At 36.4% G+C, this 22,119-nt stretch carries 19 protein-coding genes; 7 read left to right on the top strand and 12 right to left on the bottom strand.

The genetic code is table 11. The features are described 5' to 3' along the window. Window positions 1–17 precede the first annotated feature (17 nt). Window positions 18–887: a DsbA family protein gene (locus tag MCS_RS00865; protein WP_004854483.1), complete on the bottom strand. Its 870-nt coding sequence runs from the start codon at window positions 885–887 to the stop codon at window positions 18–20. Window positions 888–1,132: 245 nt separating this feature from the next. Between MCS_RS00865 and glpD the strand changes: the two genes are divergently transcribed. From glpD to MCS_RS00850, 3 genes are all read left to right on the top strand, one after another. After that, the gene (glpD, locus tag MCS_RS00860; protein WP_004854482.1) at window positions 1,133–2,662 is read left to right on the top strand and encodes a glycerol-3-phosphate dehydrogenase; all 1,530 of its coding nucleotides are present in this window, start codon (window positions 1,133–1,135) and stop codon (window positions 2,660–2,662) included. A gap of 379 nt (window positions 2,663–3,041) precedes the next feature. Then, complete coding sequence (dusA, locus tag MCS_RS00855; protein ID WP_004854479.1) at window positions 3,042–4,022, top strand: tRNA dihydrouridine(20/20a) synthase DusA; 981 nt, start codon at window positions 3,042–3,044, stop codon at window positions 4,020–4,022. A 395-nt stretch (window positions 4,023–4,417) separates the two neighbouring features. Continuing rightward, window positions 4,418–5,407, top strand: a complete 990-nt coding sequence (locus tag MCS_RS00850; protein ID WP_004854478.1) for a nicotinate-nucleotide--dimethylbenzimidazole phosphoribosyltransferase — start codon at window positions 4,418–4,420, stop codon at window positions 5,405–5,407. 61 nt (window positions 5,408–5,468) lie between these two features. Here the strand turns inward: MCS_RS00850 and MCS_RS00845 are convergent, their stop codons facing one another. From MCS_RS00845 to topA, 6 genes are all read right to left on the bottom strand, one after another. Further along, window positions 5,469–5,960: an Lrp/AsnC family transcriptional regulator gene (locus MCS_RS00845; protein ID WP_004854476.1), complete on the bottom strand. Its 492-nt coding sequence runs from the start codon at window positions 5,958–5,960 to the stop codon at window positions 5,469–5,471. A 26-nt stretch (window positions 5,961–5,986) separates the two neighbouring features. After that, window positions 5,987–6,622, bottom strand: a complete 636-nt coding sequence (locus MCS_RS00840) for a uracil-DNA glycosylase family protein (RefSeq protein WP_004854474.1) — start codon at window positions 6,620–6,622, stop codon at window positions 5,987–5,989. 21 nt (window positions 6,623–6,643) lie between these two features. Next, window positions 6,644–7,210, bottom strand: a complete 567-nt coding sequence (locus MCS_RS00835) for a thermonuclease family protein (protein WP_024864221.1) — start codon at window positions 7,208–7,210, stop codon at window positions 6,644–6,646. A gap of 403 nt (window positions 7,211–7,613) precedes the next feature. Then, window positions 7,614–7,781 (bottom strand): 50S ribosomal protein L33, encoded by a 168-nt coding sequence (gene rpmG, locus MCS_RS00830; RefSeq protein WP_004854471.1) that lies wholly within the window; start codon window positions 7,779–7,781, stop codon window positions 7,614–7,616. A gap of 718 nt (window positions 7,782–8,499) precedes the next feature. After that, complete coding sequence (rnr, locus tag MCS_RS00825) at window positions 8,500–10,770, bottom strand: ribonuclease R (protein WP_004854469.1); 2,271 nt, start codon at window positions 10,768–10,770, stop codon at window positions 8,500–8,502. Window positions 10,771–10,773: 3 nt separating this feature from the next. Continuing rightward, complete coding sequence (gene topA / locus MCS_RS00820; RefSeq protein WP_024864222.1) at window positions 10,774–13,338, bottom strand: type I DNA topoisomerase; 2,565 nt, start codon at window positions 13,336–13,338, stop codon at window positions 10,774–10,776. Window positions 13,339–13,586: 248 nt separating this feature from the next. On the opposite strand from topA, the gene MCS_RS08605 reads away from it, so the two are divergent. Beyond that, on the top strand, window positions 13,587–13,793 hold the full coding sequence (locus tag MCS_RS08605) for a hypothetical protein (protein WP_004854465.1): 207 nt from the start codon (window positions 13,587–13,589) through the stop codon (window positions 13,791–13,793). Here MCS_RS08605 and dprA read toward each other — a convergent pair. The 4 genes from dprA to MCS_RS00800 are packed head-to-tail and all read right to left on the bottom strand — an operon-like array spanning window position 13,723 to window position 17,820. Beyond that, window positions 13,723–14,937 (bottom strand): DNA-processing protein DprA, encoded by a 1,215-nt coding sequence (gene dprA, locus MCS_RS00815; protein ID WP_004854462.1) that lies wholly within the window; start codon window positions 14,935–14,937, stop codon window positions 13,723–13,725. The genes MCS_RS08605 and dprA overlap by 71 nt on opposite strands. Further along, complete coding sequence (gene plsY, locus MCS_RS00810; protein ID WP_004854461.1) at window positions 14,912–15,544, bottom strand: glycerol-3-phosphate 1-O-acyltransferase PlsY; 633 nt, start codon at window positions 15,542–15,544, stop codon at window positions 14,912–14,914. Before plsY ends, dprA begins: the two co-directional genes overlap by 26 nt. A 12-nt stretch (window positions 15,545–15,556) precedes the next feature. Next, window positions 15,557–16,858, bottom strand: a complete 1,302-nt coding sequence (locus MCS_RS00805; protein ID WP_004854459.1) for a dihydroorotase — start codon at window positions 16,856–16,858, stop codon at window positions 15,557–15,559. Beyond that, window positions 16,855–17,820 (bottom strand): aspartate carbamoyltransferase catalytic subunit, encoded by a 966-nt coding sequence (locus MCS_RS00800; protein WP_004854458.1) that lies wholly within the window; start codon window positions 17,818–17,820, stop codon window positions 16,855–16,857. The genes MCS_RS00805 and MCS_RS00800 overlap by 4 nt, the downstream gene beginning before the upstream one ends. A 127-nt stretch (window positions 17,821–17,947) precedes the next feature. On the opposite strand from MCS_RS00800, the gene MCS_RS00795 reads away from it, so the two are divergent. Then, window positions 17,948–19,567 carry an acyl-CoA dehydrogenase family protein gene (locus MCS_RS00795; protein WP_004854456.1) on the top strand — a complete coding sequence of 540 codons (1,620 nt, stop codon included), beginning with the start codon at window positions 17,948–17,950 and terminating at the stop codon, window positions 19,565–19,567. On the opposite strand, the gene ruvX is transcribed toward MCS_RS00795, so the two are convergent. Beyond that, window positions 19,552–20,031: a Holliday junction resolvase RuvX gene (ruvX, locus tag MCS_RS00790; protein ID WP_004854454.1), complete on the bottom strand. Its 480-nt coding sequence runs from the start codon at window positions 20,029–20,031 to the stop codon at window positions 19,552–19,554. The two genes, MCS_RS00795 and ruvX, sit on opposite strands and share 16 nt — an antisense overlap. A 142-nt stretch (window positions 20,032–20,173) precedes the next feature. On the opposite strand from ruvX, the gene gatC reads away from it, so the two are divergent. Further along, entirely contained in the window at window positions 20,174–20,461 is a 288-nt protein-coding gene (gatC, locus tag MCS_RS00785) for an Asp-tRNA(Asn)/Glu-tRNA(Gln) amidotransferase subunit GatC (RefSeq protein WP_004854451.1), read from the top strand. 31 nt (window positions 20,462–20,492) lie between these two features. Further along, window positions 20,493–21,983, top strand: a complete 1,491-nt coding sequence (gatA, locus tag MCS_RS00780) for an Asp-tRNA(Asn)/Glu-tRNA(Gln) amidotransferase subunit GatA (protein WP_004854449.1) — start codon at window positions 20,493–20,495, stop codon at window positions 21,981–21,983. The last annotated feature ends 136 nt before the right edge of the window (window positions 21,984–22,119 follow it).

Here is a 22,119-nt window from a genome sequence, read left to right as displayed (position 1 = left end):
AAGAGTAAAGAAGATATTCATTGCATATTTTCTATGGCTTCTTTTAGAACATTTTGGCTTACGGCACCGATGAGTACCTTATCACCAATGATATAGGCAGGGGTTCCTGTAATATTAAGCATAGAGGCGATTTGAATATTTTGTTCAAAGATATTGTGCAAGTTAAGATTTTTTATTGTATTGCGTAATTTTTTTTCATCTGCCCCTAATGAAACCGCTACTTTTATAGCTTTAGCTTCATTTGCACGATTCTGATCAGTTAAAAGCGCTTTATAAAATTGAGAATATTTCTCTGGAAACTGTTTTCTAAAAGCGTAGGCAACGGTATGTGTTGCCATAGAATCTGAGCCCAAAATTGGTAAGTCTTTAATAATAATTCGTAGATCTGGGTATTTTTTCGTCAAGTTTTCTAGGTATGGATAAGAAATTTTACAATATTTACAATTGTAATCAAAAAAATCAACAAGCACTATTTTGCCATTTGGATTTCCTAAAATAGCATCATGAGGAGATTGAAAAATTTCCTTTTTAAATGAATTGATGAGTGAAGCTTGTATATTAACTTGTTGCTTATTTTGCTTTTCCATCTTTTCTTGAAGAGCATGATGCATTTGAATCATAATTTCTGGATTAGTAAGTAAATAGTTTTTCACTATTTTTTGAATATCTTGCTCATTGATACGTGGTGCTATCTTTTTTCTGAGTTTATATAAGAAAGCAGGATCTTTCAGAAGTTGTACTTTAAGTTTTTCTGAGTTTAAATAATCAAGTGTTTTTTCATTTGATTTTGCACTTGTTAAAGGTGAGCAGACTAATACACTCAACACAGCTGTTGCTAAGAATTTTGCAATAAATGTTGTTTTTGAGTATTTGAGTTGATGCGTCATCTATATACCTTCATATTGTCTATTATGATCTTAATTGAAAAATATGGAAAACATTGCTTTTGTACAATAAAATATTTAACTTTAGCGTAAATCTCTCTTTTTTATCAAATAATATTTTATGATGATATCATAAAATATTATTACGCATATTTACTATAGAAAAAGCATGTGAACAACTCGATTGAGTCATTGGTTTTGATTTTTGTTTGTTGCTTTATTGAACATAATGAAACAAAGTAAATTAAATGATGAAAAGTGGAATTATGAAAATTACAACACATTATGATCTGTTTATCATTGGTGGGGGGATAAACGGATGTGGATTGGCAAGAGATGCAGCTGGACGTGGGTTCAAAGTGGGATTGGCTGAAATGAATGATCTTGCATCAGGGACATCAAGTGCATCAACGAAACTTATTCATGGAGGTCTTCGTTATCTTGAACATTATGAGTTCAGGCTTGTTCGTGAGGCATTAAAAGAGCGTGAAATCATTTGGCGAATGGCCCCACATATCGTGCGTCCTTTGCGTTTTATTCTCCCTTATCATAAAAAATTGCGTCCTGCTTGGATGTTGCGTCTTGGACTTTTCATTTATGATTATCTTGGTGGATGGAATCAGAAACTATGGCGCAGCAGTGCAATTAGTTTTTCAAAAAAATTCAAGTCTACACTTAAAGAAGAATATTGTAAAGGCTTTGAATATTCTGATGCAAGAGTAGATGATGCACGTTTGGTTATTGCCAATGCACGCGATGCAAAAAAATGGGGCGCTGATATAAAAGTACGAACAGAAGTTTTGTCTTTAAAAATGGAAGAAAAAAAATGGCGTATGATTCTTAGAGATAAATTAAACGGTAAAGAATATTGCATCACGGCTTCTTATGTTGTAAATATGACAGGCCCTTGGATTAATCATATTTTGACAAATGTATTAGACTGTAAAGAACATTCCCCCGTACGACTTGTCAGAGGTTCACATATTGTAGTTCCTAAGCTTTATGCTCATGATCGTGCCTACGTTTTCCAAAACGGTGATGGGCGTATTATCTTTTCCATTCCATATCAAGAAAATTTTACATTGCTTGGAACAACAGATTGTGACTATCAGGGTGATCCTGCTGATGTTCATATTACAGATGCCGAGATTGATTATATTTGCACAGCAGCAAGTGAGTATTTCATACAACCAGTATTGCGTGAAAATATTGTTTGGTCTTACTCTGGTGTGCGCCCACTCTACGATGATGGGGTTTCAAAAGCACAAGAAATTACACGTGATTACGTCTTAAAAGAAATAGGGACAGAAGGGGCACCACGGATTCTTAATCTTTATGGTGGGAAAATTACAACTTATCGAAAGTTGGCTGAAGATGCAATGAAATTTATTGAAAAAGCGCTTGGTATAAAGGGAGCTCCGTGGACAGCTAATTCAATACTTCCTGGAGGAGATTTTCCATATAATAGGTTGGATATAATCGAAAAGAAGATTGCTCTTTTAATTCCTGATGTAGATGTTTTCACACATCGCCGATTGGCACGATCTTATGGATCTGAAGCATTTATGATATTTGCAAATGGTCAGGAGAATAAAGGGAAGTATTTTGGATACGGACTTTATGAAGCAGAAGTAAAATGGTTGATGGAAAAAGAATGGGCTAAAACATGGGAAGATGTGTTATGGCGTCGTTCAAAACTTGGTCTTTTTTTTAGTAAGAAAGAGGTTGATGCTCTTGCTGCTTATATGCAAAGCAAAAAATCGAGCGAACAAAGTTAATGCTTTGGTTTCTTGTTTATTAAGAGTATAAATGGCTTAAGTGTCGGATATCAATAATGTTGGTATGGCATTTAAAAATGGTATGAATGAAGAATGCATCATTCAAATAAATTGTTTATTTGCAATTTTATATCCTATAGAGCCAGTTGCCTAATCATATATCTAAAAATTTTATCATGAAGGGTTGTCTATTTTTTTCTGCTTAAGCGGTTCTTTTTGAGTAGTTTTGAAAAAAATGAATAGATTGAGAAGGTAAATTGGAGAGAGTGCATATTTTAATTGATAATATAAAGAAGATAAAATTTTTATGCGAAATAGAAAAATGCAAGGTTTTCTATGTATACTTTTGTATATAAAGAGATGCGAAAGCAAGGTTCCTATGATATTTTATAATTCTCCATCATTAGTAAAATTTGCTGTAGCACCAATGTTGGGCTGGACAGATCGACATTGTAGATTTTTTTATCGTCTTTTAACAAAGAAAGCGCTGCTTTATACTGAAATGGTCGTAGCAGATGCTGTCATCCATGGTGATCGCGAACAACTTTTGGCTTTAAATCATACAGAGCATCCAATTGCGTTGCAACTAGGAGGATCTGATCCTAAGAAGCTCGCTGAGGCGGCAAGAATTGCAGAAGATTTTGGTTATAATGAGATAAATATTAATGTTGGTTGCCCATCAGATCGTGTTCAAGCAGGCGTATTTGGTGCTTGTTTGATGTTGCAACCCAATATTGTGGCAAGTGCTGTGGAAGAAATAAAAAAAGTCGTTACTTTATCTGTGACGGTTAAATGTCGCATTGGTGTAGATGAACAAGATGAAGAATTAGCTTTAGATTTTTTAGCTGATCAAGTTTGGAATGCCGGATGTGACGCACTCTGGGTGCATGCGCGCAAAGCGTGGTTACAAGGATTAAGCCCAAAAGAAAATCGTGATATTCCTCCACTTAATTATGAAAGAGTTTATAAATTAAAGCAAAAATATCCACATAAATTCATTGGAATAAATGGTGGAATTAAATCGATTGATGAGATTAAAGAGCATTTAACCTTGTGTAATGCTGCTATGGTTGGTCGAGAAATTTATCATAATCCAATTTTATTAAAGCGTATTGATTCTGAAATATATGGTGAGCTACACAATGATCTGAGTGATTGTGACCTTATTGAGATCATGTGTGATTATGCTGCTCAACATATTGCATCAGGTGGGCGCCTTTCTCATGTAACACGCCATATGATTGGTTTGTTTCATGGGCGAGATGGAGCACGCCGATGGCGGCAGATATTATCAGATGATGCGATGAGGAAAAATGCTGACGTGCACGTTTTGAAGGAAGCTTTTTCTGCTCTAATTTAAGAACAATCCTGTTAGATCAAAAGACATTAAAGTTTAGATTTCTCAAAATAGCTTTGCTTTCATAAAGATTTTAAAATAATTCAGATTTGTAAATTTCAAAAAGCGATCATTTTTATCGTAAAAAGGATGCAAATTACATAAATTCAATAATATGTTTATCAATGTTTGTTTGGTATGGAAGTTGGGGAAGGCCTTTATATAGAGATAAATTAAAATAGTTGCAATATTGCTAATCAGTGAAAAGATACTGGTTTATAAAGTGTTAGGCACGGAATAATTTTGTTCATAATATTTAACGTCTTTTAAACGCTGCTTTAAAAAACCAACAAATTATTCATATCCTATTTATATGACAAGATTCTTATTACACATTGTCGATTTTAAAAGGTATCTTCATGACTGTTAGTCCATTTGATGATTTTCGTGCTTTACTCACAAACTTACCTCTTGCTGATGAATTCTCTATAGTGTTGGCAAAAAAACGACAAGCAAATTTAATGACAATGCAAGGCGCGCTAGGAAAGTTTGGAGATCTTGCTGTTTGGTATGCAGGATGGAGAGGTATAGAAAAGCCTACCGTAATACGCCCATTGGTTGCTATTTTTTCTGGAAATCATGGTATTATAGAAGAAAATATTACGTCATTTCCACAATCTATGACTCAGAAAATGGTAGAAAGTTTTTCAACAGGTGGAGCCGCGATCAATCAAATTTGTATAGCTTATGATCTTGGATTGAAAATATTTGATTTAGCTTTGGAATATCCAACAGTGAATATTACCAAAGACGCAGCAATGGATGAACGCAGTGCAGCTGCTACAATGGCATTTGGAATGGAATCCATTGCTGGTGGAACAGACCTCTTGTGTATAGGTGAAATAGGGATCGGAAATACAACGATAGCCTCGGCTTTATGTGTCGCCTTATTTGGTGGAGAAGTTGAGGAATGGACAAGTAAAGGTATGGGATCTGAAGTTGAGTTTTATCAACGTAAAATAGCTGCAATCAAAGCAGCGATTTCTTTGCATAAGAATCATTTTAATGATCCTTTTGAAATAATGCGTCGCTTAGGAGGACGTGAAATTGCTGCTATGGTTGGTGCCATTTTGGCGGCAAGGATGGAAAAAATTCCAGTTATTTTAGATGGCTTTGTCGCAACAGCAGCGGCTGCGGTCCTTTACAATATGCATCCAAGAGCACTTGATCATACTCTTGTTGGGCATGTTTCTTCTGAGCCAGAACATCATAAACTTTTAGAAAAAATTGGGAAAGAACCGCTTTTAAATTTAGGAATGCATCTTGGTGAAGGAGTGGGGGCAGGAATTGCGGCCGGTGTTGTTAAGGCTGCTGTTTTAACGCATGCGCAAATGACGATTAGCGAATAAATAAGGAACCCTTGAATATATAAAAGGTGAGAATCTGATTATATACAGATCAAAAAAAGTCTTAAGAATTTTGTTCATTCGCCTTTTCGTGCAACTTTATATAGTTGAGTGGGAGTTCTGTTGTGTATTTAATTTGTTCCATTGCGAAAGAAGATGAGACATCACGGATATCAATTTTTGCAATCAATTTTTTATAAAAAAGATCGTAAGCTTCAATATTGGGAACAACAACACGCAATAAATAGTCGATATCTCCACTCATTCGATAAAATTCAATCACTTCGCGAAATTCCTGAACAATTTTTGAAAAACGCTTAAACCACTCATGGCTATGTGTGCTTGTACGAATCGACACAAAAACAGTAACATGGGCATTTACTTTTTCTGGAGAAAGCACAGCAACACGACGTTGAATAACACCATCTTCCTCAAGTTTTTGAATCCTTCTCCAACAAGGAGTTGTAGAAAGTCCAACTCTTTTAGCAATATCAGCAACAGAAAGTGTTGCATTTTCTTGCAAAAGATACAAAATTTTTCGATCAAGACGATCCATATTTTTCTTTCTCAAAATAGTTCAGTTCATAACAGCTTACGTATTAAACTGCGAAGGTATACAATAAGCTCATCTTTAAACCATGGATTTTTTTGTAACCACAACGTATTGCGCCATGATGGATGGGGTAAAGGCATGACATTATAGCCTCGAGGTTGACGTATAGAAAGAATATTTTTCCAATCACTAACGGTTGCAGAAACGGTTTTATGTTTTAGCCCTGCAATATGCCATTTTTGCGCATAACTTCCAATAGCTAAGACAAGTTTTATTTGTGGCATGGCCTGGAATACCTTTTCATGCCATATTTCTCGACATTCACGTCGTGGGGGTAAATCAGCTTTGTTTTGATCATATCCTGGAAAACAAAATCCCATTGGGACAATAGCAAAGAGAGATTTATTGTAAAATTCATCGCTGGTTACATCGAGCCAATTGCGTAATCTTTCTCCAGAACGATCATTAAAAGGTATAGAGCTTTCATGTACACGTAATCCTGGTGCTTGTCCTGCAATTGCAATTGAAGCCGTATTGGATAAATAAACTACAGGTCTTGGTTCGTGAGCGAGTGGAGGAAGGTAACACGGTTGTTGGATACAAACACGACAGGAAGAAATCTGCTTTTCAAGTTTGATAATTTGACTACAGTGTTGTTGTTTCATAGGTAGGAAAAATCTTTATATTTACTCTATTCGAGGATGCGCTCTTCTCCATTCCTTGGGTTGTTGAAAACTTGATTGCCATATTCCTTTTTTTTTCTTTCTAGCTTCATCTTCTTCTTTAAGATAGTCATGGTAGCTTACGGCCCAGCCATTACGTACAAGCGTTGCGTTAATATTGCTGATTTTCTTTGTTTTACATGTCGCAAGAATGCGGCGATATTTATCTTTTTTGTGCCAATGACATGTAACAGGTTGATTTTCTATGAGTTGTTCTAAATATTTTTTTGCCTCAAGTCCGCATGGATAGCGTGCTTTTTTTTTACCACAAAATTGATGCATTTCAGGAGCATCAATCCCAGTAAGGCGGATAATCATTGAAGAAATCATAATTGAATCGCCATCAATAATCATTGCTTTTCCTTCAATTAAAGACTTAGAAGCAAAAACAGATCTTTGAGAGGAGATGTTTTTCTCTTTATAATAAATTGTTATAATAATAAGGATGAATACAACCATAAAAATACTACAACCAATAATTTTTAAGTTAAAGCGGTATAATAGATTAAAGTAAGAAATTTTTTTCTTCATGACATAAAAAATGGCTCCCATGACATGCTTTATTTTGTAAAGATCTACTTATGGATTTTATAATCAGCCTTTATTCTTTCGATAAATAAATATATTCGTCTCTTAATAATAAAGAGGATCCATTGTATTTTAAAGCAATATACTTGATTATATATTGAGACAAGTTAAACACAATATCATCATAATATTTATAACTAAGATTTAGAAAAGCAACTTAAAAATAAGTTAGCTTCATTTAATATTGTATAGAAATGACACTATAAAGCATATAAATATACGATTATTTTTATTTCCTAATTTCAAACAACAAAAAATTCTCCCCAAAACGGATTTGAGGAGAGTAACAAATCATATTTTACCTCTAGCTATAGACACCACTCTTTAAATTGGTGCAAGTAAGGTGTTATTTAATTTTTGTTTCTTTAAATTCGACGTGTTTTTTTACAATTGGATCATATTTACGCTTACTCATTTTCTCTGTCATTGTACGGCTGTTTTTCTTTGTTACATAGAAAAAACCGGTATCTGCAGTCGACAAAAGCTTGATCTTAATGGTTGCTGCTTTAGCCATAATTTAAAAGTCCTATTTGTTACTGAAAACGATGTCATCTTGCTATAAAAATCTATTTTCTATATAATCAGATTTCTAAGCAACACTACGGATGTTCTAAAAAAAGTCAAGAGCTGTATTTATTTTAGGTTTGTATGCGTTGAGATTAGAGAGCAAAAAGCAAATTCTGAGTTTAATTTTTAAGTTGTAAAATTGCTGCGATAGCTGCAATAATTGTAGCGATATCATCAGTTATTTGGTTATAGTTAATATTGCTGTTTGAATAGTTTTTTCAAACAGCAAAAGTGAAATAACTGTATTTCCAATATCATTTCAACTAAAAATTATTGTAATTATAGCAATGGTTGCACGGCAAAATCGTTTGAAGAAGCCGGTTTTTTTTATAATGAGAATGAATTAATAATGTCTTTTTTCATACAGCTGATCAAAAGCGAAGTTTGCATTAGGAAAATAAATCCAGCAAACACATTTTCTATCTCTATCATAGAATAGATGCAATTCTTTCTGATTATTTATATGGTTTGATCCATTAAAAAGATACACAGATTTATAGTGAAAAATAGGGGATAGAATAGTTCAACTACATCACAATTTATACAAATTTAGTTTAAAAATAACTGTTATCTTATTGTTATTATAAGAAATATTTCCTTTTCATGAAGAAGAAAAACAATGCATTATTACCTATGAGAATTTTACGTAGGCTTTTTGTTTTTACTTAATATTTTTTATAAAAAATGCGTTTTTGTTTCTTCGCCATAAATTTATTTTTATGGTAAGATGTGGGTGAAAAGGTTATAGGACGAGGTTCTGTTAAAAGCTCGAAGCATAAAGCACCTGCAAAAGGTTGTACATTTATAAGTTTTACTTCTACTCTATCGCTTAATTGATAGCCTTTATGGCTACGTTTTCCTATAAGGACATGTTGTGCTTCATCAAAATGATAATAATCATTTTTAAGTGTAGAGATATGCACAAAACCATCTGTATTGAGTTTTTCCAGTGAGATGAAAAGACCTGCTTTTGTCACTCCCGAAATACGACCTGCAAAAGTATAACCGATTTTGTTCGTTAAATAGTGTGCAACAAGCCGATCTATAGTCTCTCTTTCAGCTATCATAGCACGGCGCTCATATGAAGAAATTTGTGTAGCAATTTCCGCAAGATTGTGTTCTTGTGTATCTTTTAATTGATCATCTCCTAATTTCAGAGCTTTAATGAGTGCTCTATGAATGATAAGATCAGCATAACGACGAATAGGTGAGGTGAAATGTGTATAGTTATGCAAATTCAAACCAAAATGGCCGATATTTTGTGGATGATATTCTGCTTGAGATTGTGAGCGCAAAATAACCTGATTGACCAATTCTTTTTGTTGAGTATGCGCGACTTTTGCCAAAATTCTATTAAGCCGTTCTGATGTAAGCTCTAGTCCTCGAGAAAGAGAGATTCCCAGACTCTGAAGAAAATTCCGTAGTATTTCTTGTTTTGCAAGAGAAGGTTTATCATGAATACGATAAATAAAAGGTTGGTGATATTCTTTTAATGTTTCTGAAGCCGCGACATTAGCTTGTATCATAAATTCTTCAATTAAACGATGCGCTTCTAATTGTGATTCACTTACAATATCTTTGATACAGCCATTTTTATCAAGAATAATCTTTTTTTCTTCTATTTCTAATTCTAAGGGTTGTCGACGATTACGCGCGATTCTAAGGCTTTCATATGCATCCCACAATGGTTGTACGATGTTCTCGAAAAGAGGAGTTATTTTTTTATTGGGATTTCCGTCAATTGCAGACTGTACTTCTTGATAAGAAAGTTTAGCGATTACGCGTATCATAGTACGATGAAAACTATGTTTGCATTTTTTGCCGTTTGCATCAAAAATCATACGAACGGCCAAAGCCGGCCGCTCTTTTCCTTCGCGTAGAGAACATAAATCATTAGAAATGCGTTCTGGCAACATTGGCACAACATAATCTGGAAAATAAATAGAATTTCCCCGTTTTAATGCTTCGTTATCTAGGGCACTTCCCGTTTTGATATAGTAAGAAACATCTGCAATTGCGACAACAATAATCCAACCACCATTATTAGCAGGATCTTCATCCTTTATGGCATAAACTGCGTCATCATGGTCTTTTGCATCTGGTGGATCAATTGTAACAAATGGCAATTGTCTCCAATCTTCACGATTTTCTATGTTGGCAGGTTTTATTTTTTTTACTTCCTTTAGAACATCTTCAGGAAAAAGATAAGGAATTTTTTTCGAAAGAAGAGCGATCATTGAAAGAGCTTTTTCGCTATCGATTCGTCCCAAAACATTTTTGATTTTTGCACTCTGCAATCCATAATGAGTATTTTTTTTAATTTCTGCTTCAACGAGATCACCAGATTCTATCTTCAGTTCTGAAGATATATCAATCATAAGCTCATTTATTTTGCGATCTATGGGCTCGAGTTGCCATTGATTATTTTCCAACTTTTGTACAACGCCGATCGTGTTGTTTGGAAGCATATCAATTTTACGAATAATTCGTCCTGTATAGGGTGGCCCATGAAAAGATTTATTTGGGAAAATTTTTACAAGAAGGTGGTCTCCAACACCAACGCTTACTCTTTTTATGCGGTGAAAAGGGAGTATTTCAATGTTGGGTTTTGGATTATCTTCCCACTTAAGAGGTTGCGCAATAAAACTACCGTCTTTATCACGTGTACTAATTTTTACTAAAGCAATTGATGGCAATTTTCCTTTATTTCCTGCTTGCTTACGCTGTATCGGTATGAGCTTCTGGTCTTTCAGCTCACGTAATATATCTTTTAACCAAGTGCGGGATTCATTTTTTAAATTAAAAGCTTTGGCAATTTCGCGTTTACTTGACCGGTAAGGATTATCATTAATAAAGGAAAGAATTTCTACCTTAGTAGGCAGATTTTCCATGTTGAATGAGTGAAAATATTTTATTTTTTTATCGCCTTTAGCCAAAATTTATGTCTCTTTTGTTTTAGAAGAAGCTTTTTTAGAAGTTGCTTTTTTACCGGAAGCTTTAACGGATATAAGTTCTAATGCTTCTGAAAGCGTTACAGTAATTGGGTCTTTATCTTTTGGCAATGTTGCATTAATCTTGCTCCAATTTACATAAGGACCGTAACGTCCATTACGTACAGTTACAGTTCCTCCTTCTGGATGATCTCCTAATGTTGCCAGTACAGAAGAAGTTGTTCTGTTACTTTGCCTTGTTTTATTTTCTTTTTTTTCGGCAAGTACTGTAACAGCGCGATTGATTCCAATATCAAAAACTTCATCCGTGTGGAGAAGAGGTGCATATTTTTTATCATGCGTAAGATAGGGACCATAGCGCCCAATGGCGGCTGTGATTATTTTGCCTGTTTCGGGGTGTATTCCAATCTCACGGGGTAAAGATATTAAGGCCAAAGCTTTATCAAGAGTTATATTTTCTACTTGCCATTCTTTTGGTACACTTACACGTTTGGCTTCTTTACTTTCTCCAAGTTGAATATATGGCCCAAAGCGTCCAGTACGAAAAAAGATATCTTTACCTGTTTTAGGGTCAACACCAAGTATAACAGGTTCATCATTGCGTATGATTTCATTTTCTTCTCCTGTATCTGTACCAAGTTGGCGTGTGTATTTGCATTCGGGATAATTGGAACAACCAACAAATGCACCATAACGCCCGAGTTTTAAGGACAACTGGCCGTTTGTACAGAGAGGACAAGAACGGATATCACTTCCATCTTCTCGTACAGGAAAAGCGAGAGGTGCTAATGTCACGTTTAAAACATCAAGGACATTAGTTATACGTAGTTCTTTGATATTGGTAATAGATGCGTTAAATCCATCCCAAAAATCGCGCATTACATCTTTCCAAGAAAGTTTTCCATCCGATATAAGATCTAGTTTTTCCTCAAGGTCAGCTGTGAAACCATATTCTACATAGCGATTAAAGAAATTTTCAAGAAAGGCTGTAACAATACGTCCTTTAGCATCAGGAATAAGCTTTCGTTTATCAATGATAATATACCCACGATCACAAAGTGTAGACAGTGTAGATGCATAGGTTGAAGGGCGCCCAATTCCTAGCTCTTCCAGCTTTTTAATTAAGGAAGCTTCAGAATAACGGGGAGGTGGTTCTGTGGTATGTTGTACAGCTTCAACTTTTTCTTTTGTAAGTGTTTCGCCAGTGTTTATTTGTGGCAAACGTTTTTCTTCATTTCCTTCACTATTTTCTTCTTCTCGTTGATCAGTATAGACAGAAATAAAGCCATCAAAACGAATAACAGAACCTATCGCACGTAAATTTGCATGGTTTTCTCCTTTCTGTGCTTCAATTTCAACAGTTGTACGTTCAATTTCAGCAGAACGCATTTGGCTGGCAATAGCGCGCTTCCATATCAGTTCATAGAGCTTTGCCTGATCACTCTCGAGAAAATTGCGTACTTGATTGGGGGTGCGTTGAAAATCTGTTGGACGGATAGCTTCATGTGCTTCCTGTGCATTTTTTGCTTTTGTCGAATAAAAACGTGGTTTTTCAGGTAGATAGATACTACCAAAGGATTCATGAATTACTTTTCGTGCTGAATCAATAGCTTCTGGTGCTATTTGCACACCGTCTGTACGCATATAGGTAATTAGGCCTGCCGTTTCACCATTAATTTCAACACCTTCATAAAGCTTTTGAGCAATTTGCATGGTGCGAGAAGCTGAAAATCCTAGTTGTGAAGAAGCTGCTTGCTGTAAAGTGGATGTTGTAAATGGAGGAGAAGGATTTCTCTTTGTAGGTTTTGCTTCAACACTAAGTGTATGATATTTTGCTTCCTCTAGCATAAGACTAATCTGATCGGCTTGTTCTTGAGATTTAATATCAAGTTTACCAATCTTTTTTTGATTAAATAGTGTTAATCGTGCTTGGAAAACATCATTGCGAATGGTTTTTAGGTCTGTCGTAATGGACCAATAATCTTCTTTGACAAAATGTTCTATTTCTGTTTCACGAGCACAAATAATACGCAAAGCAACGGATTGAACGCGACCAGCAGAACGAGCACCTGGAAGTTTACGCCATAAAACAGGTGAGAGTGTAAAACCGACAAGATAATCAAGAGCGCGACGCGCAAGGTAGGCATCCACAAGTGATGTATCAATATCACGTGGATTCTTCATTGCATCAAGTACGGACTTTTTGGTGATAGCATTGAATACAACGCGTTTAATAGATTTATCCGTCAAAACTTTTTTTTGACGCAGAACATCAAGGATATGCCATGAAATAGCTTCCCCTTCACGATCAGGGTCCGTTGCTAAAATGAGGCTATCTGCTTCTTTTACTGCTTTTGCTATTTCATTCAAACGTTTAGTGGAAGCGGAATCTATATTCCATTTCATGGCAAAATCTTGATCAGGTAGAACGGAACCATCTTTTGCAGGCAAATCACGAACATGTCCAAATGATGCCATTACTTTATATTGAGATCCAAGATATTTATTAATTGTTTTTGCTTTTGCTGGAGATTCAACGATAACAATATTCATAATTTTACCCGAATGTTGAAATAAATTTTTTTTATAAACTTCTTTCACAGGAATAGCTAATGACAATTAGTTAAGAGCACATAAAAAATATTTAGTGACAACTTTTGATTGTTATTGTTAAAACACACCCTATATGGACTTACACGATTTGTTTTCTGCAGTTAATACAAAAAATACGGCAAAATACAGTAAAATATTTATACAAGGTCTGTTGAGAGGTGGAGGGAAATGTTCAAGGATAAAATATTATGTTTATAAATCACTTAAACGTTATCCAATATATTACCGATATGTCAAAACAAATGAACCAGATGGCACGTCAGGCGCGAAGTCCACTTTTAGCATTACTTTTGGATATGGTTGTTAAAGAAGGACAAAGCATTATCAATAGTGCTGAGGCTCTTGGAGAAGATCCAAATTCGACAATGACACATAACCACCAGAGTGTCGAATAAGCTTTCCAGCAAGTTCGAGTTCAACCAATAGGAGGTAAAGGTTTTGTAAGGAAACACCTGAATGGGTACTGAGTGTATCTAAGTCTATCGGTGTTGTTGACAGGGCAGAGAGTACAGCCGTACGTTCTTTATCATCTCCAAGAGAAAAGGAGCTATTGCTCTCTTTATCAGATGAATAAAAACTTTCCTTTTCAAGTTGAAGAGGGGTAGATTCCTCAAAAAAGTTGAGTTGAGAATTAACGGCTTTTGGCGTTAAGGGTGTAAGTGTTTCTATAATATCAGAGGGATGTGTGGTGAGTAGAGCGCCATCCTTGATGAGGTTGTTTGTACCAATAGATCTCGGATCAAGTGGAGAGCCCGGAATAGCAAAAATTAGTCGCCCCATTTCTGCAGCTTGACGTGCAGTAATTAAAGACCCTGATCGCAAGGCTGCTTCTATAATTAAGAGTCCAAGTGACAAGCCTGCAATAATACGGTTTCTTCTCGGAAAATCGATGGCCCGTGGCTTCCAAGCAATAGGCATTTCACTAATAATTGCTCCACCGTTGATGATAATATCCTCATGTAATTTTTTGTTTTCAGGAGGATAGACATGCTCAATTCCACCTGCCATAACTGCGACTGTACCTGTTAATAGACTTGCTTGATGTGCAACACTATCAATTCCACGAGCGAGTCCAGAAATAGTTGTAAAGCCAGCATTCCCAAGAAAATGAGCAAATTGAGCAGTGAGTTTTTTGCCAGCAGCAGAGGCATTGCGAGAGCCTACAATTCCAACAGAAGGTTTCTGAAAAACCGAAATATTACCTTTTATAGCAATAAGTGGTGGTGATGCTTCTGTCACCTTAAGAAAGGTTGGATAATCTGGTTCGCCTATACCAATAAACCGAATACCTAATCTTTCGGCTTCTTGCATTTCTTTTTCGGCATCTTCTAATGTTGCTATTCTAATTGATCCAGAAAGACCACCTTTCCTACTAAGCTCAGGAAGTGCTTCTAAAGCGTTTTCTGCTGTCTTATAATGATCAATGAGATTGCGAAAACTTACAGCTCCAATATTTTCACTACGCAACAACCGTAACCAATTTAGACGTTGGCGATCAGTGAGCAAGATTCCTTTATTCATCCCCGTTTTGTGTACCAATCTTGTTTTCTTTCCCAATTAATAATCTACCGATATTTGCGTAATGTTTTATATATACAAATATGCTCATCGCGATCAGCATAAAATAGAAATAAGGATCGGAAAAATAAAGAACAAATATTGGAGTGATAATAACAGCAACGAGTGCGGATAATGAAGAATAGCGTGTAAATAGAAAAAATGCCATCCATACAATAATGAAAACAATTGCTGCGGGCCAGTATACCCCTAAGCACACACCCAAATATGTAGCAACACCTTTACCACCTTTAAATTTAAGCCATATAGGAAAAAGATGCCCTAAGAAGACAAAAAAACCAGCTAGGGAAATAATGATATTATTTTCTATCGGATGACTTAAAAATTTTATGACGAGAACAACAAAAGTTCCTTTTAATACATCGCAAAGGAGTGTTAGAGCAGCAACTTTTTTATTTCCTGTTCGTAAAACATTTGTGGCACCAATATTTCCGGAGCCGATTGTTCTTACATCGCCAAGTTTGGCCAATCGCGTAAAGAGTAGTCCAAATGGAATAGATCCAATGAGATAAGAAATCAGGAAAATAAACCATGTAGAGAACTGAAAAAGTGTCTGACTATCATTCATTGGATATCTCAATTAAATTTGTTGTTTCAGTTTAAAAATGGATTTTCCTTTAACAAGAGTTTGGAGAACACGTCCTTGAAAACGAGCACTTTCAAAAGGTGTATTTTTTGAACGTGAATATAATTTCTCTGTAGAAACGACCCATGGTTCCTCAAGATCAACCAAAATAAGATCTGCATGTGCGCCTTTTTTAAGTGTTCCTGCGTTGAGTCCAAAGAGTTTTGCAGGTGCAGTTGATAGAAGTTCAGTTAATCTTAGAAGAGGGATAGTTTCATTGTGATAAAGGCGCAAAGCAGCTCCTAATAAAGTTTCCATGCCAATGGCACCAGAGGCTGCATCATGAAAAGGTAAGCGTTTTGTATCAAGCCCTTGAGGTTCATGAGAAGAAACAATAATATCTATGCTTCCATCTTTTATTGCTTCAATCATTGCTATACGGTCTTCTTCTGTACGCAATGGGGGCATGAGGCGGAAAGATGTGCGATATTCACCAATGTCATTCTCATTAAGAGATAAGTGATTAATAGATACTCCAGCGGAAATTTTTTCACTTCGTTGCTTGCCTAGACAAAGTGCTTCAACGGACATTGCTGTTGATATTTGTGCGGCGTGATAACGTGTTTGTGTCAAAACTGCTAATCGCAAATCTCTTTCAAGGGGAATGACTTCTGCTTCACGAGGTATTCCAGAAAGACCAAGCCAACTTGCTAACAATCCTTCATTCATAACACCTTCCCCTATAAGATCTTTGTCTTGTGTTTCGTGTATAAATGGAACATCAAAATCACGTGCATAAGTCATTGCTCTCCGTATAACAGAGGAACTTTGAAGTGTTTTCTTTCCTTCACTAAAGGCAACAGCTCCTGCATCCTTTAGCATGCCAAATTCAGATATTTCTTGTCCATTAAAACCTTGCGTGATTGTTGCAACGGGATAAATATTAACGAATGATATTTCTTGTGCTGTCTGCATAATATATTTAACAAGCGCTACATTATCGATGACCAGATTTGTATCTGGCATCATAAGGAAGGAAGTAATACCACCTGCTGCTGCAGATTGACATGCTGAAGATAGTGTTTCACTGTGTTCATTTCCTGGTTGTCCAACAAAAACGCGCGCATCAACAAGTCCAGGAAGAATTGCTTTATTTTGCGCATTAATAACTTCTGCTTCTGTGGGGATTCCTTGATTTAAGGCTTCTTGCCCAGCAGCTGTAATTCGTCCATTTTCAACAATAACTGTACCAACTTCATCGATTGTACGTGACGGATCAATAATACGGGCATTTTGAAAAACTATTGGCTTTGTCATTTTTTTTCTCCACTTGCTTTGAAGCGTGAATCTAATAATGCCTCCATGACAGCCATACGTACGACAACTCCCATTTCTACTTGTTTATGAATCATGCTGTGTGGTCCATCTGCTATGTCAGATGCAATTTCTACACCACGGTTTATTGGGCCAGGATGGAGAATAATGCAATCGTTTTTGGCATAGGCCAAATTTTCTTTATGTAAACCAAAATAATGAAAATATTCACGAATAGATGGGATAAAAGAACCCGTCATACGCTCATATTGTAAGCGTAGCATCATGACAACATCAGCACTTTTCAGACCTTCTTTCATTGTATGAAAAACCTCAACACCCATATTGGCGATTTCGGTAGGTAAGAGTGTTGAAGGAGCAACAGCACGTACACGCGCTCCCAAGGCATTGAGACTGAGGATATTTGAACGTGCAACACGAGAATGTAGAATATCCCCACAAATGGCAATAGTTAATCCTTCAATACGTCCTTTGGTTCTTTTTATGGTTAAAGCATCTAATAAAGCTTGTGTTGGATGTTCATGGGCCCCATCACCTGCATTAATGACACAGCAATCCACTTTTTTCGCTAATAAATTAACCGCGCCAGCACAGCTATGACGAACAACAAGAATATCTGGTTTCATTGCATTGAGTGTTGTAGCTGTATCAAGTAATGTTTCTCCTTTTTTTATAGATGAATTATCAACAGACATACTCATCACGTCTGCTCCTAATCGTTTACCGGCCAATTCGAACGAGGATTGCGTTCGTGTGGAAGCTTCAAAGAAAAGATTAATTTGTGTGCGTCCATACAATGGAGATTTTTTCTTATCAATTTTCTGAGAAAGAGTTACATTCGCATCGGCACGATCAAGTAATGTGGTAAGGTCTTGTACACTCAGACCTTTTATACCTAAAAGATGTTGGTGGGGAAAAATGGGAAAAAAAGTATTTTGAGTCATAGCATTCTTCTCTATCTCTCTCTAAAGAGATTAAACAAGCATTTGTTTGAGTGTGGTAAATGTTTTTTAACTGCAAAAAGACAAATAGTCTATGATATGAATGATTTTGAATAATAGGAATATGCCTATGAGTGCTGTATCCGTGCAAAATATCCGCCGTAAAAACGCGTTTCTGAGTGATACGCTTATGTTTCGTGTTGCTTCTACTCTGCCTACATTTTTATTAGCGAGTTTTGAAGAAATGGGAGATTTTGTAGCGAGTCGTGAAGCATTAGAACTTGCTTATTTAGCGAATCATTATCGGCCAGTATTGCGTTATAATGACGAGTGGGGGCATGTAAGAGAACAATTGGAGTTACATTCATCTTACCAAGAACTTCAACGATATTCTAGACAGGCTGGTTTGGTCACTTCACTTTGGGAAAATACACCTTCAGAAAATGGGATACGCTATCAAGCGCGTGCTATTCGCTTAGCTTTATCTGCTGGTCTAGAAACAGGGTATTTAAATGAAGTTATTATAACAAGTGCTGCTATTGCGGTATTAATTAGTGATATTGAGCTTTTCAAAAAATGGCAAAATGTACTTTTGTCGCGTCAATATGATTTATCATCTAAGCCTATTCATAATAAAAAGTCAGCTTCATTGACTTGCGCTTTTGATGATATTGAGAAACATTCTTTCAATTTTCCGAGTGTAAAGAAAATTTCTTTTGATGAAAAAATGGGGCGTGATCTCTATCGTTTAAATACTGTAAAAACCAATGTTATTAACCCTATGGTTGATGGATATCTTGTGAGTGCAGAGTTAGATGGTCACTTAAGCTGCTTTTTAGTCCCACGGATACAAGAAAATGGTGCTTTAAATGGATCCATATCGATCCGTCATTTAGTGCAACGTTCGGGAGAAACTTCCACACCAGAAGGTGTTGTTGATTTTCAAGGAAGTTGTGGTTGGCTTTTAGGAAATGCCGGAGAGGGAATAAAAGTCATTAAGGATATCGAAACGATGATGCGTTTTGATCAATCTGTTATATCAGCAGGTGTTTTGCGTGCTGCGCTTCAATTTGGTATAGATTTTTTTCGGAAAAAAATGCCAGAACAGCCTTTACCACCGCTGACAGAACGTATCTTTGCAGATATTGCGCTTGATATTGCCGCTTCACAAGCATTAGTTTTGCGTTTAGCACGGGCATTTGATAATGCGGCAAATGATCGCTCTGAAGCAGCTTTTGCACGAATCATGACACCTATTATTACGTATCATGTAAGTCAATTAGTTGTTCCTATCATTGGTGAAATTATTGCACAACTTGGTATTGAAAGCTTTATGGAGGGCAATCCATTATCGCAAATGTTGTGCAATGGACCAGCACGGATTGCGAGAAATGGTTCTGGTAATCAATTGGTAAAGGATGCAATTCTCATAGCTGAAAAAGCACCAGGATTGTTTCAGAAGTTATTAGAAAAAACTGCCGTTGATATTGGGCCAGCAGGGCCAAGGGCAATTGAGATTATTAAATCTTCTGTAGAGATGGCATCGGCAAACGAGGGAGCCGGTAGATTTTTTGTTGAGCAAGTAGCATATGCCGCTGCGGCAGCATCATTACGTTATACGGATATAGAGCATGTTGCAAATGCTTATATGGAAAGTCGCCTTGGAGGACAATGGAGATCTTCCTATGGGATGCTCATCGCACGGTATAATGCAGGGCATCTATTAAATGTTCTTTATCCTTCCATTTGATGAAGGATTTTGATCCGGTTGAGAGCTCCTTGCAAGATAAAAGCGGCAGCGGCCGAATCAATGCGGGGAGCCCTTTTTGTACGTGATATACCCATCTCTAAAAAGATGCGCTCTGCGGCAATTGTCGATAAGCGCTCGTCCCAAAAAACAAATGGAATTTTTGTACGTGTTGCCATGGTGCTGACAAAGGTTCTGGTTGCTTGAGCACGAGGGCCACTGCTTCCGTTCATGTTGAGAGGCAAACCAATGACAGCAACTCCTACATTTTCACGGTTAAAAATTTGTATAAGCGTGTTGGCGTCTTCCGTAAATTTTTTTCGTTTAAGTACAGGACGTGGATTTGAAAAAAACAGTCTCTTATCAGAAATAGCAATTCCGATTGTCTTGGTACCTAAATCCAAGCCTGCTATTGTTTGCCCAGGCAAAAGATATTTTGTAACTTCATCTATGTTAATAACAGTCATATGGCCTATATAAGTTTTTTAATATTTCAGGTTCATACTTTATTTTTATTTATGCTATCAATATTCTTGCGCTTGCAAACGCAGCCTTGTATAGCCACAATATGAATAGGAGAATTCAAAATAACAAATAGAAAGGCAGAGTATGTCTGTTGATCAAGAAACAGTCAAGCGGGTAGCACATTTAGCGCGCATTGCTGTCCAAGATGATGAGGCAGAACGTATGACAAAAGAGCTCAATGTCATTTTAGGTTTTGTCAAACAATTACATGAAGTTGATGTCAGTGAAGTTGAGCCATTAACATCAGTAATACCAATGACTTTGCGAATGCGTGAAGACAATGTTACCGATGGTGATAAGGTGGAAGACATTATAGCAAACGCACCTGTTACGGAAGAGAATTTCTTTCTCGTTTCAAAAGTTGTCGAATAATTTTTTGTATCTTTAAAATTTGAGAACCAATATGACTGATTTAACAATCCTTACAATTGCGCAAGCTCGTGATGCTCTTCTAAAAAAAAATTTCAAAGCAACTGAATTAACAGAGTCTTATTTAAAAGCGATTGAATTGGCAAATCCGACTTTGAATGCTTATGTAGCTGTAACAGCAGAAAAAGCGATGGAAATGGCTGCTGAATCAGATATCAGATTGACTAAAGGGCAGGGTGGATTTTTAGAGGGAATTCCATTGGGAATTAAAGATCTTTTTGCGACACAGGGTTTTCATACTCAAGCCTGTTCTCATATTCTTAATGGTTTTAAACCGCATTATGAATCAACCGTAACGGCTAATTTATGGCAAGATGGAGCCGTTATGTTAGGTAAGCTTAATATGGACGAGTTTGCTATGGGCTCCTCTAATGAAACATCATATTATGGTCCAGTAATAAGCCCATGGCGAAAAAAAGACTCTGATGAAAAACTTGTGCCAGGTGGTTCTTCGGGTGGTTCTGCAGCTGCTGTTGCAGCACGGCTTTGTGCTGGAGCGACAGCAACGGATACAGGTGGTTCTATACGACAGCCAGCAGCCTTTACTGGAACTGTCGGGATAAAACCAACTTATGGACGTTGTTCACGATGGGGAACTATTGCTTTTGCTTCATCTCTTGATCAGGCGGGACCTATTGCTCGAGATGTGCGTGATTGTGCTATTTTGCTTAAATCAATGGCTTCCTTTGATGAGAAAGATTCTACTTCTGTTAATCTTTCAGTTCCTGATTATGAAAATTATCTTGGTCAATCAATTAAAGGAATGAAAATAGGTATTCCAAAAGAATATTATCTTGAAGGAATGTCTCATGAAATTATTGCGCTTTGGCAACAAGGGATAAATTGGTTAAAAGAAGCAGGTGCCGAAATACGCGATATTTCGTTACCTCATACAAAATATGCTTTGCCTGCTTATTATATTGTAGCTCCTGCAGAAGCATCTTCTAACTTAGCACGTTATGATGGTGTTCGTTTTGGTCTCCGTATATCGGGGAAAGATGTCATTGAAATGTATGAAAATACCAGAGCAGCTGGTTTTGGCGATGAGGTAAAACGCCGTATTTTGATTGGTACTTATGTTCTTTCATCGGGATATTATGATGCTTATTATTTAAGAGCCCAGAAAGTGCGCACATTAGTAAAACGTGATTTTGACCACTGTTTTGCTTCTGGTGTTGATGCTATTCTCACACCCGCAACACCAACACCAGCTTTTGGCATTGCTGATGAAAAAATAAAAAATGATACTGTGGCAATGTATCTCAATGATATTTTTACTGTACCAGTTAATATGGCTGGGTTACCAGGAATTTCTGTTCCTGCTGGTCTCTCATCAAATGGTTTACCGTTAGGGTTGCAATTGATTGGTAAACCTTTTGCTGAAGAAGTTATCTTCCAGATAGCTTATATTATAGAACAAGCAGCGGGGGTGTTCAACGCAGAGAAATGGTGGATAGGACAATAAAAATCTACTTCAGAGTAGAATGCCTTTCGTTTTTTTACTAATGATTGTGCTAACAAGCCGATACCATCATTTGCCAATTCCAATGTGTTGCGATTATTTTTGTATTGAGGCAAGTTTATAAGAGGTGTTTTATTCC

The organism is Bartonella doshiae NCTC 12862 = ATCC 700133 (assembly GCF_000278155.1).
Lineage (GTDB): Bacteria > Pseudomonadota > Alphaproteobacteria > Rhizobiales > Rhizobiaceae > Bartonella > Bartonella doshiae.
Note: the sequence above shows the minus strand (reverse complement) of the source record. Positions and strands in the feature narration are given on the sequence as shown.

Coding starts and splice junctions, on each gene's coding strand:
- MCS_RS00865 (WP_004854483.1), bottom strand. CDS start 887: ATGACGCATCAACTCAAATACTCAAAAACAACATTTATTGCAAAATTC.
- glpD (WP_004854482.1), top strand. CDS start 1,133: ATGATGAAAAGTGGAATTATGAAAATTACAACACATTATGATCTGTTT.
- dusA (WP_004854479.1), top strand. CDS start 3,042: ATGATATTTTATAATTCTCCATCATTAGTAAAATTTGCTGTAGCACCA.
- MCS_RS00850 (WP_004854478.1), top strand. CDS start 4,418: ATGACTGTTAGTCCATTTGATGATTTTCGTGCTTTACTCACAAACTTA.
- MCS_RS00845 (WP_004854476.1), bottom strand. CDS start 5,960: ATGGATCGTCTTGATCGAAAAATTTTGTATCTTTTGCAAGAAAATGCA.
- MCS_RS00840 (WP_004854474.1), bottom strand. CDS start 6,622: ATGAAACAACAACACTGTAGTCAAATTATCAAACTTGAAAAGCAGATT.
- MCS_RS00835 (WP_024864221.1), bottom strand. CDS start 7,210: ATGAAGAAAAAAATTTCTTACTTTAATCTATTATACCGCTTTAACTTA.
- rpmG (WP_004854471.1), bottom strand. CDS start 7,781: ATGGCTAAAGCAGCAACCATTAAGATCAAGCTTTTGTCGACTGCAGAT.
- topA (WP_024864222.1), bottom strand. CDS start 13,338: ATGAATATTGTTATCGTTGAATCTCCAGCAAAAGCAAAAACAATTAAT.
- MCS_RS08605 (WP_004854465.1), top strand. CDS start 13,587: ATGTTTATAAATCACTTAAACGTTATCCAATATATTACCGATATGTCA.
- plsY (WP_004854461.1), bottom strand. CDS start 15,544: ATGAATGATAGTCAGACACTTTTTCAGTTCTCTACATGGTTTATTTTC.
- MCS_RS00805 (WP_004854459.1), bottom strand. CDS start 16,858: ATGACAAAGCCAATAGTTTTTCAAAATGCCCGTATTATTGATCCGTCA.
- MCS_RS00800 (WP_004854458.1), bottom strand. CDS start 17,820: ATGACTCAAAATACTTTTTTTCCCATTTTTCCCCACCAACATCTTTTA.
- MCS_RS00795 (WP_004854456.1), top strand. CDS start 17,948: ATGAGTGCTGTATCCGTGCAAAATATCCGCCGTAAAAACGCGTTTCTG.
- ruvX (WP_004854454.1), bottom strand. CDS start 20,031: ATGACTGTTATTAACATAGATGAAGTTACAAAATATCTTTTGCCTGGG.
- gatC (WP_004854451.1), top strand. CDS start 20,174: ATGTCTGTTGATCAAGAAACAGTCAAGCGGGTAGCACATTTAGCGCGC.
- gatA (WP_004854449.1), top strand. CDS start 20,493: ATGACTGATTTAACAATCCTTACAATTGCGCAAGCTCGTGATGCTCTT.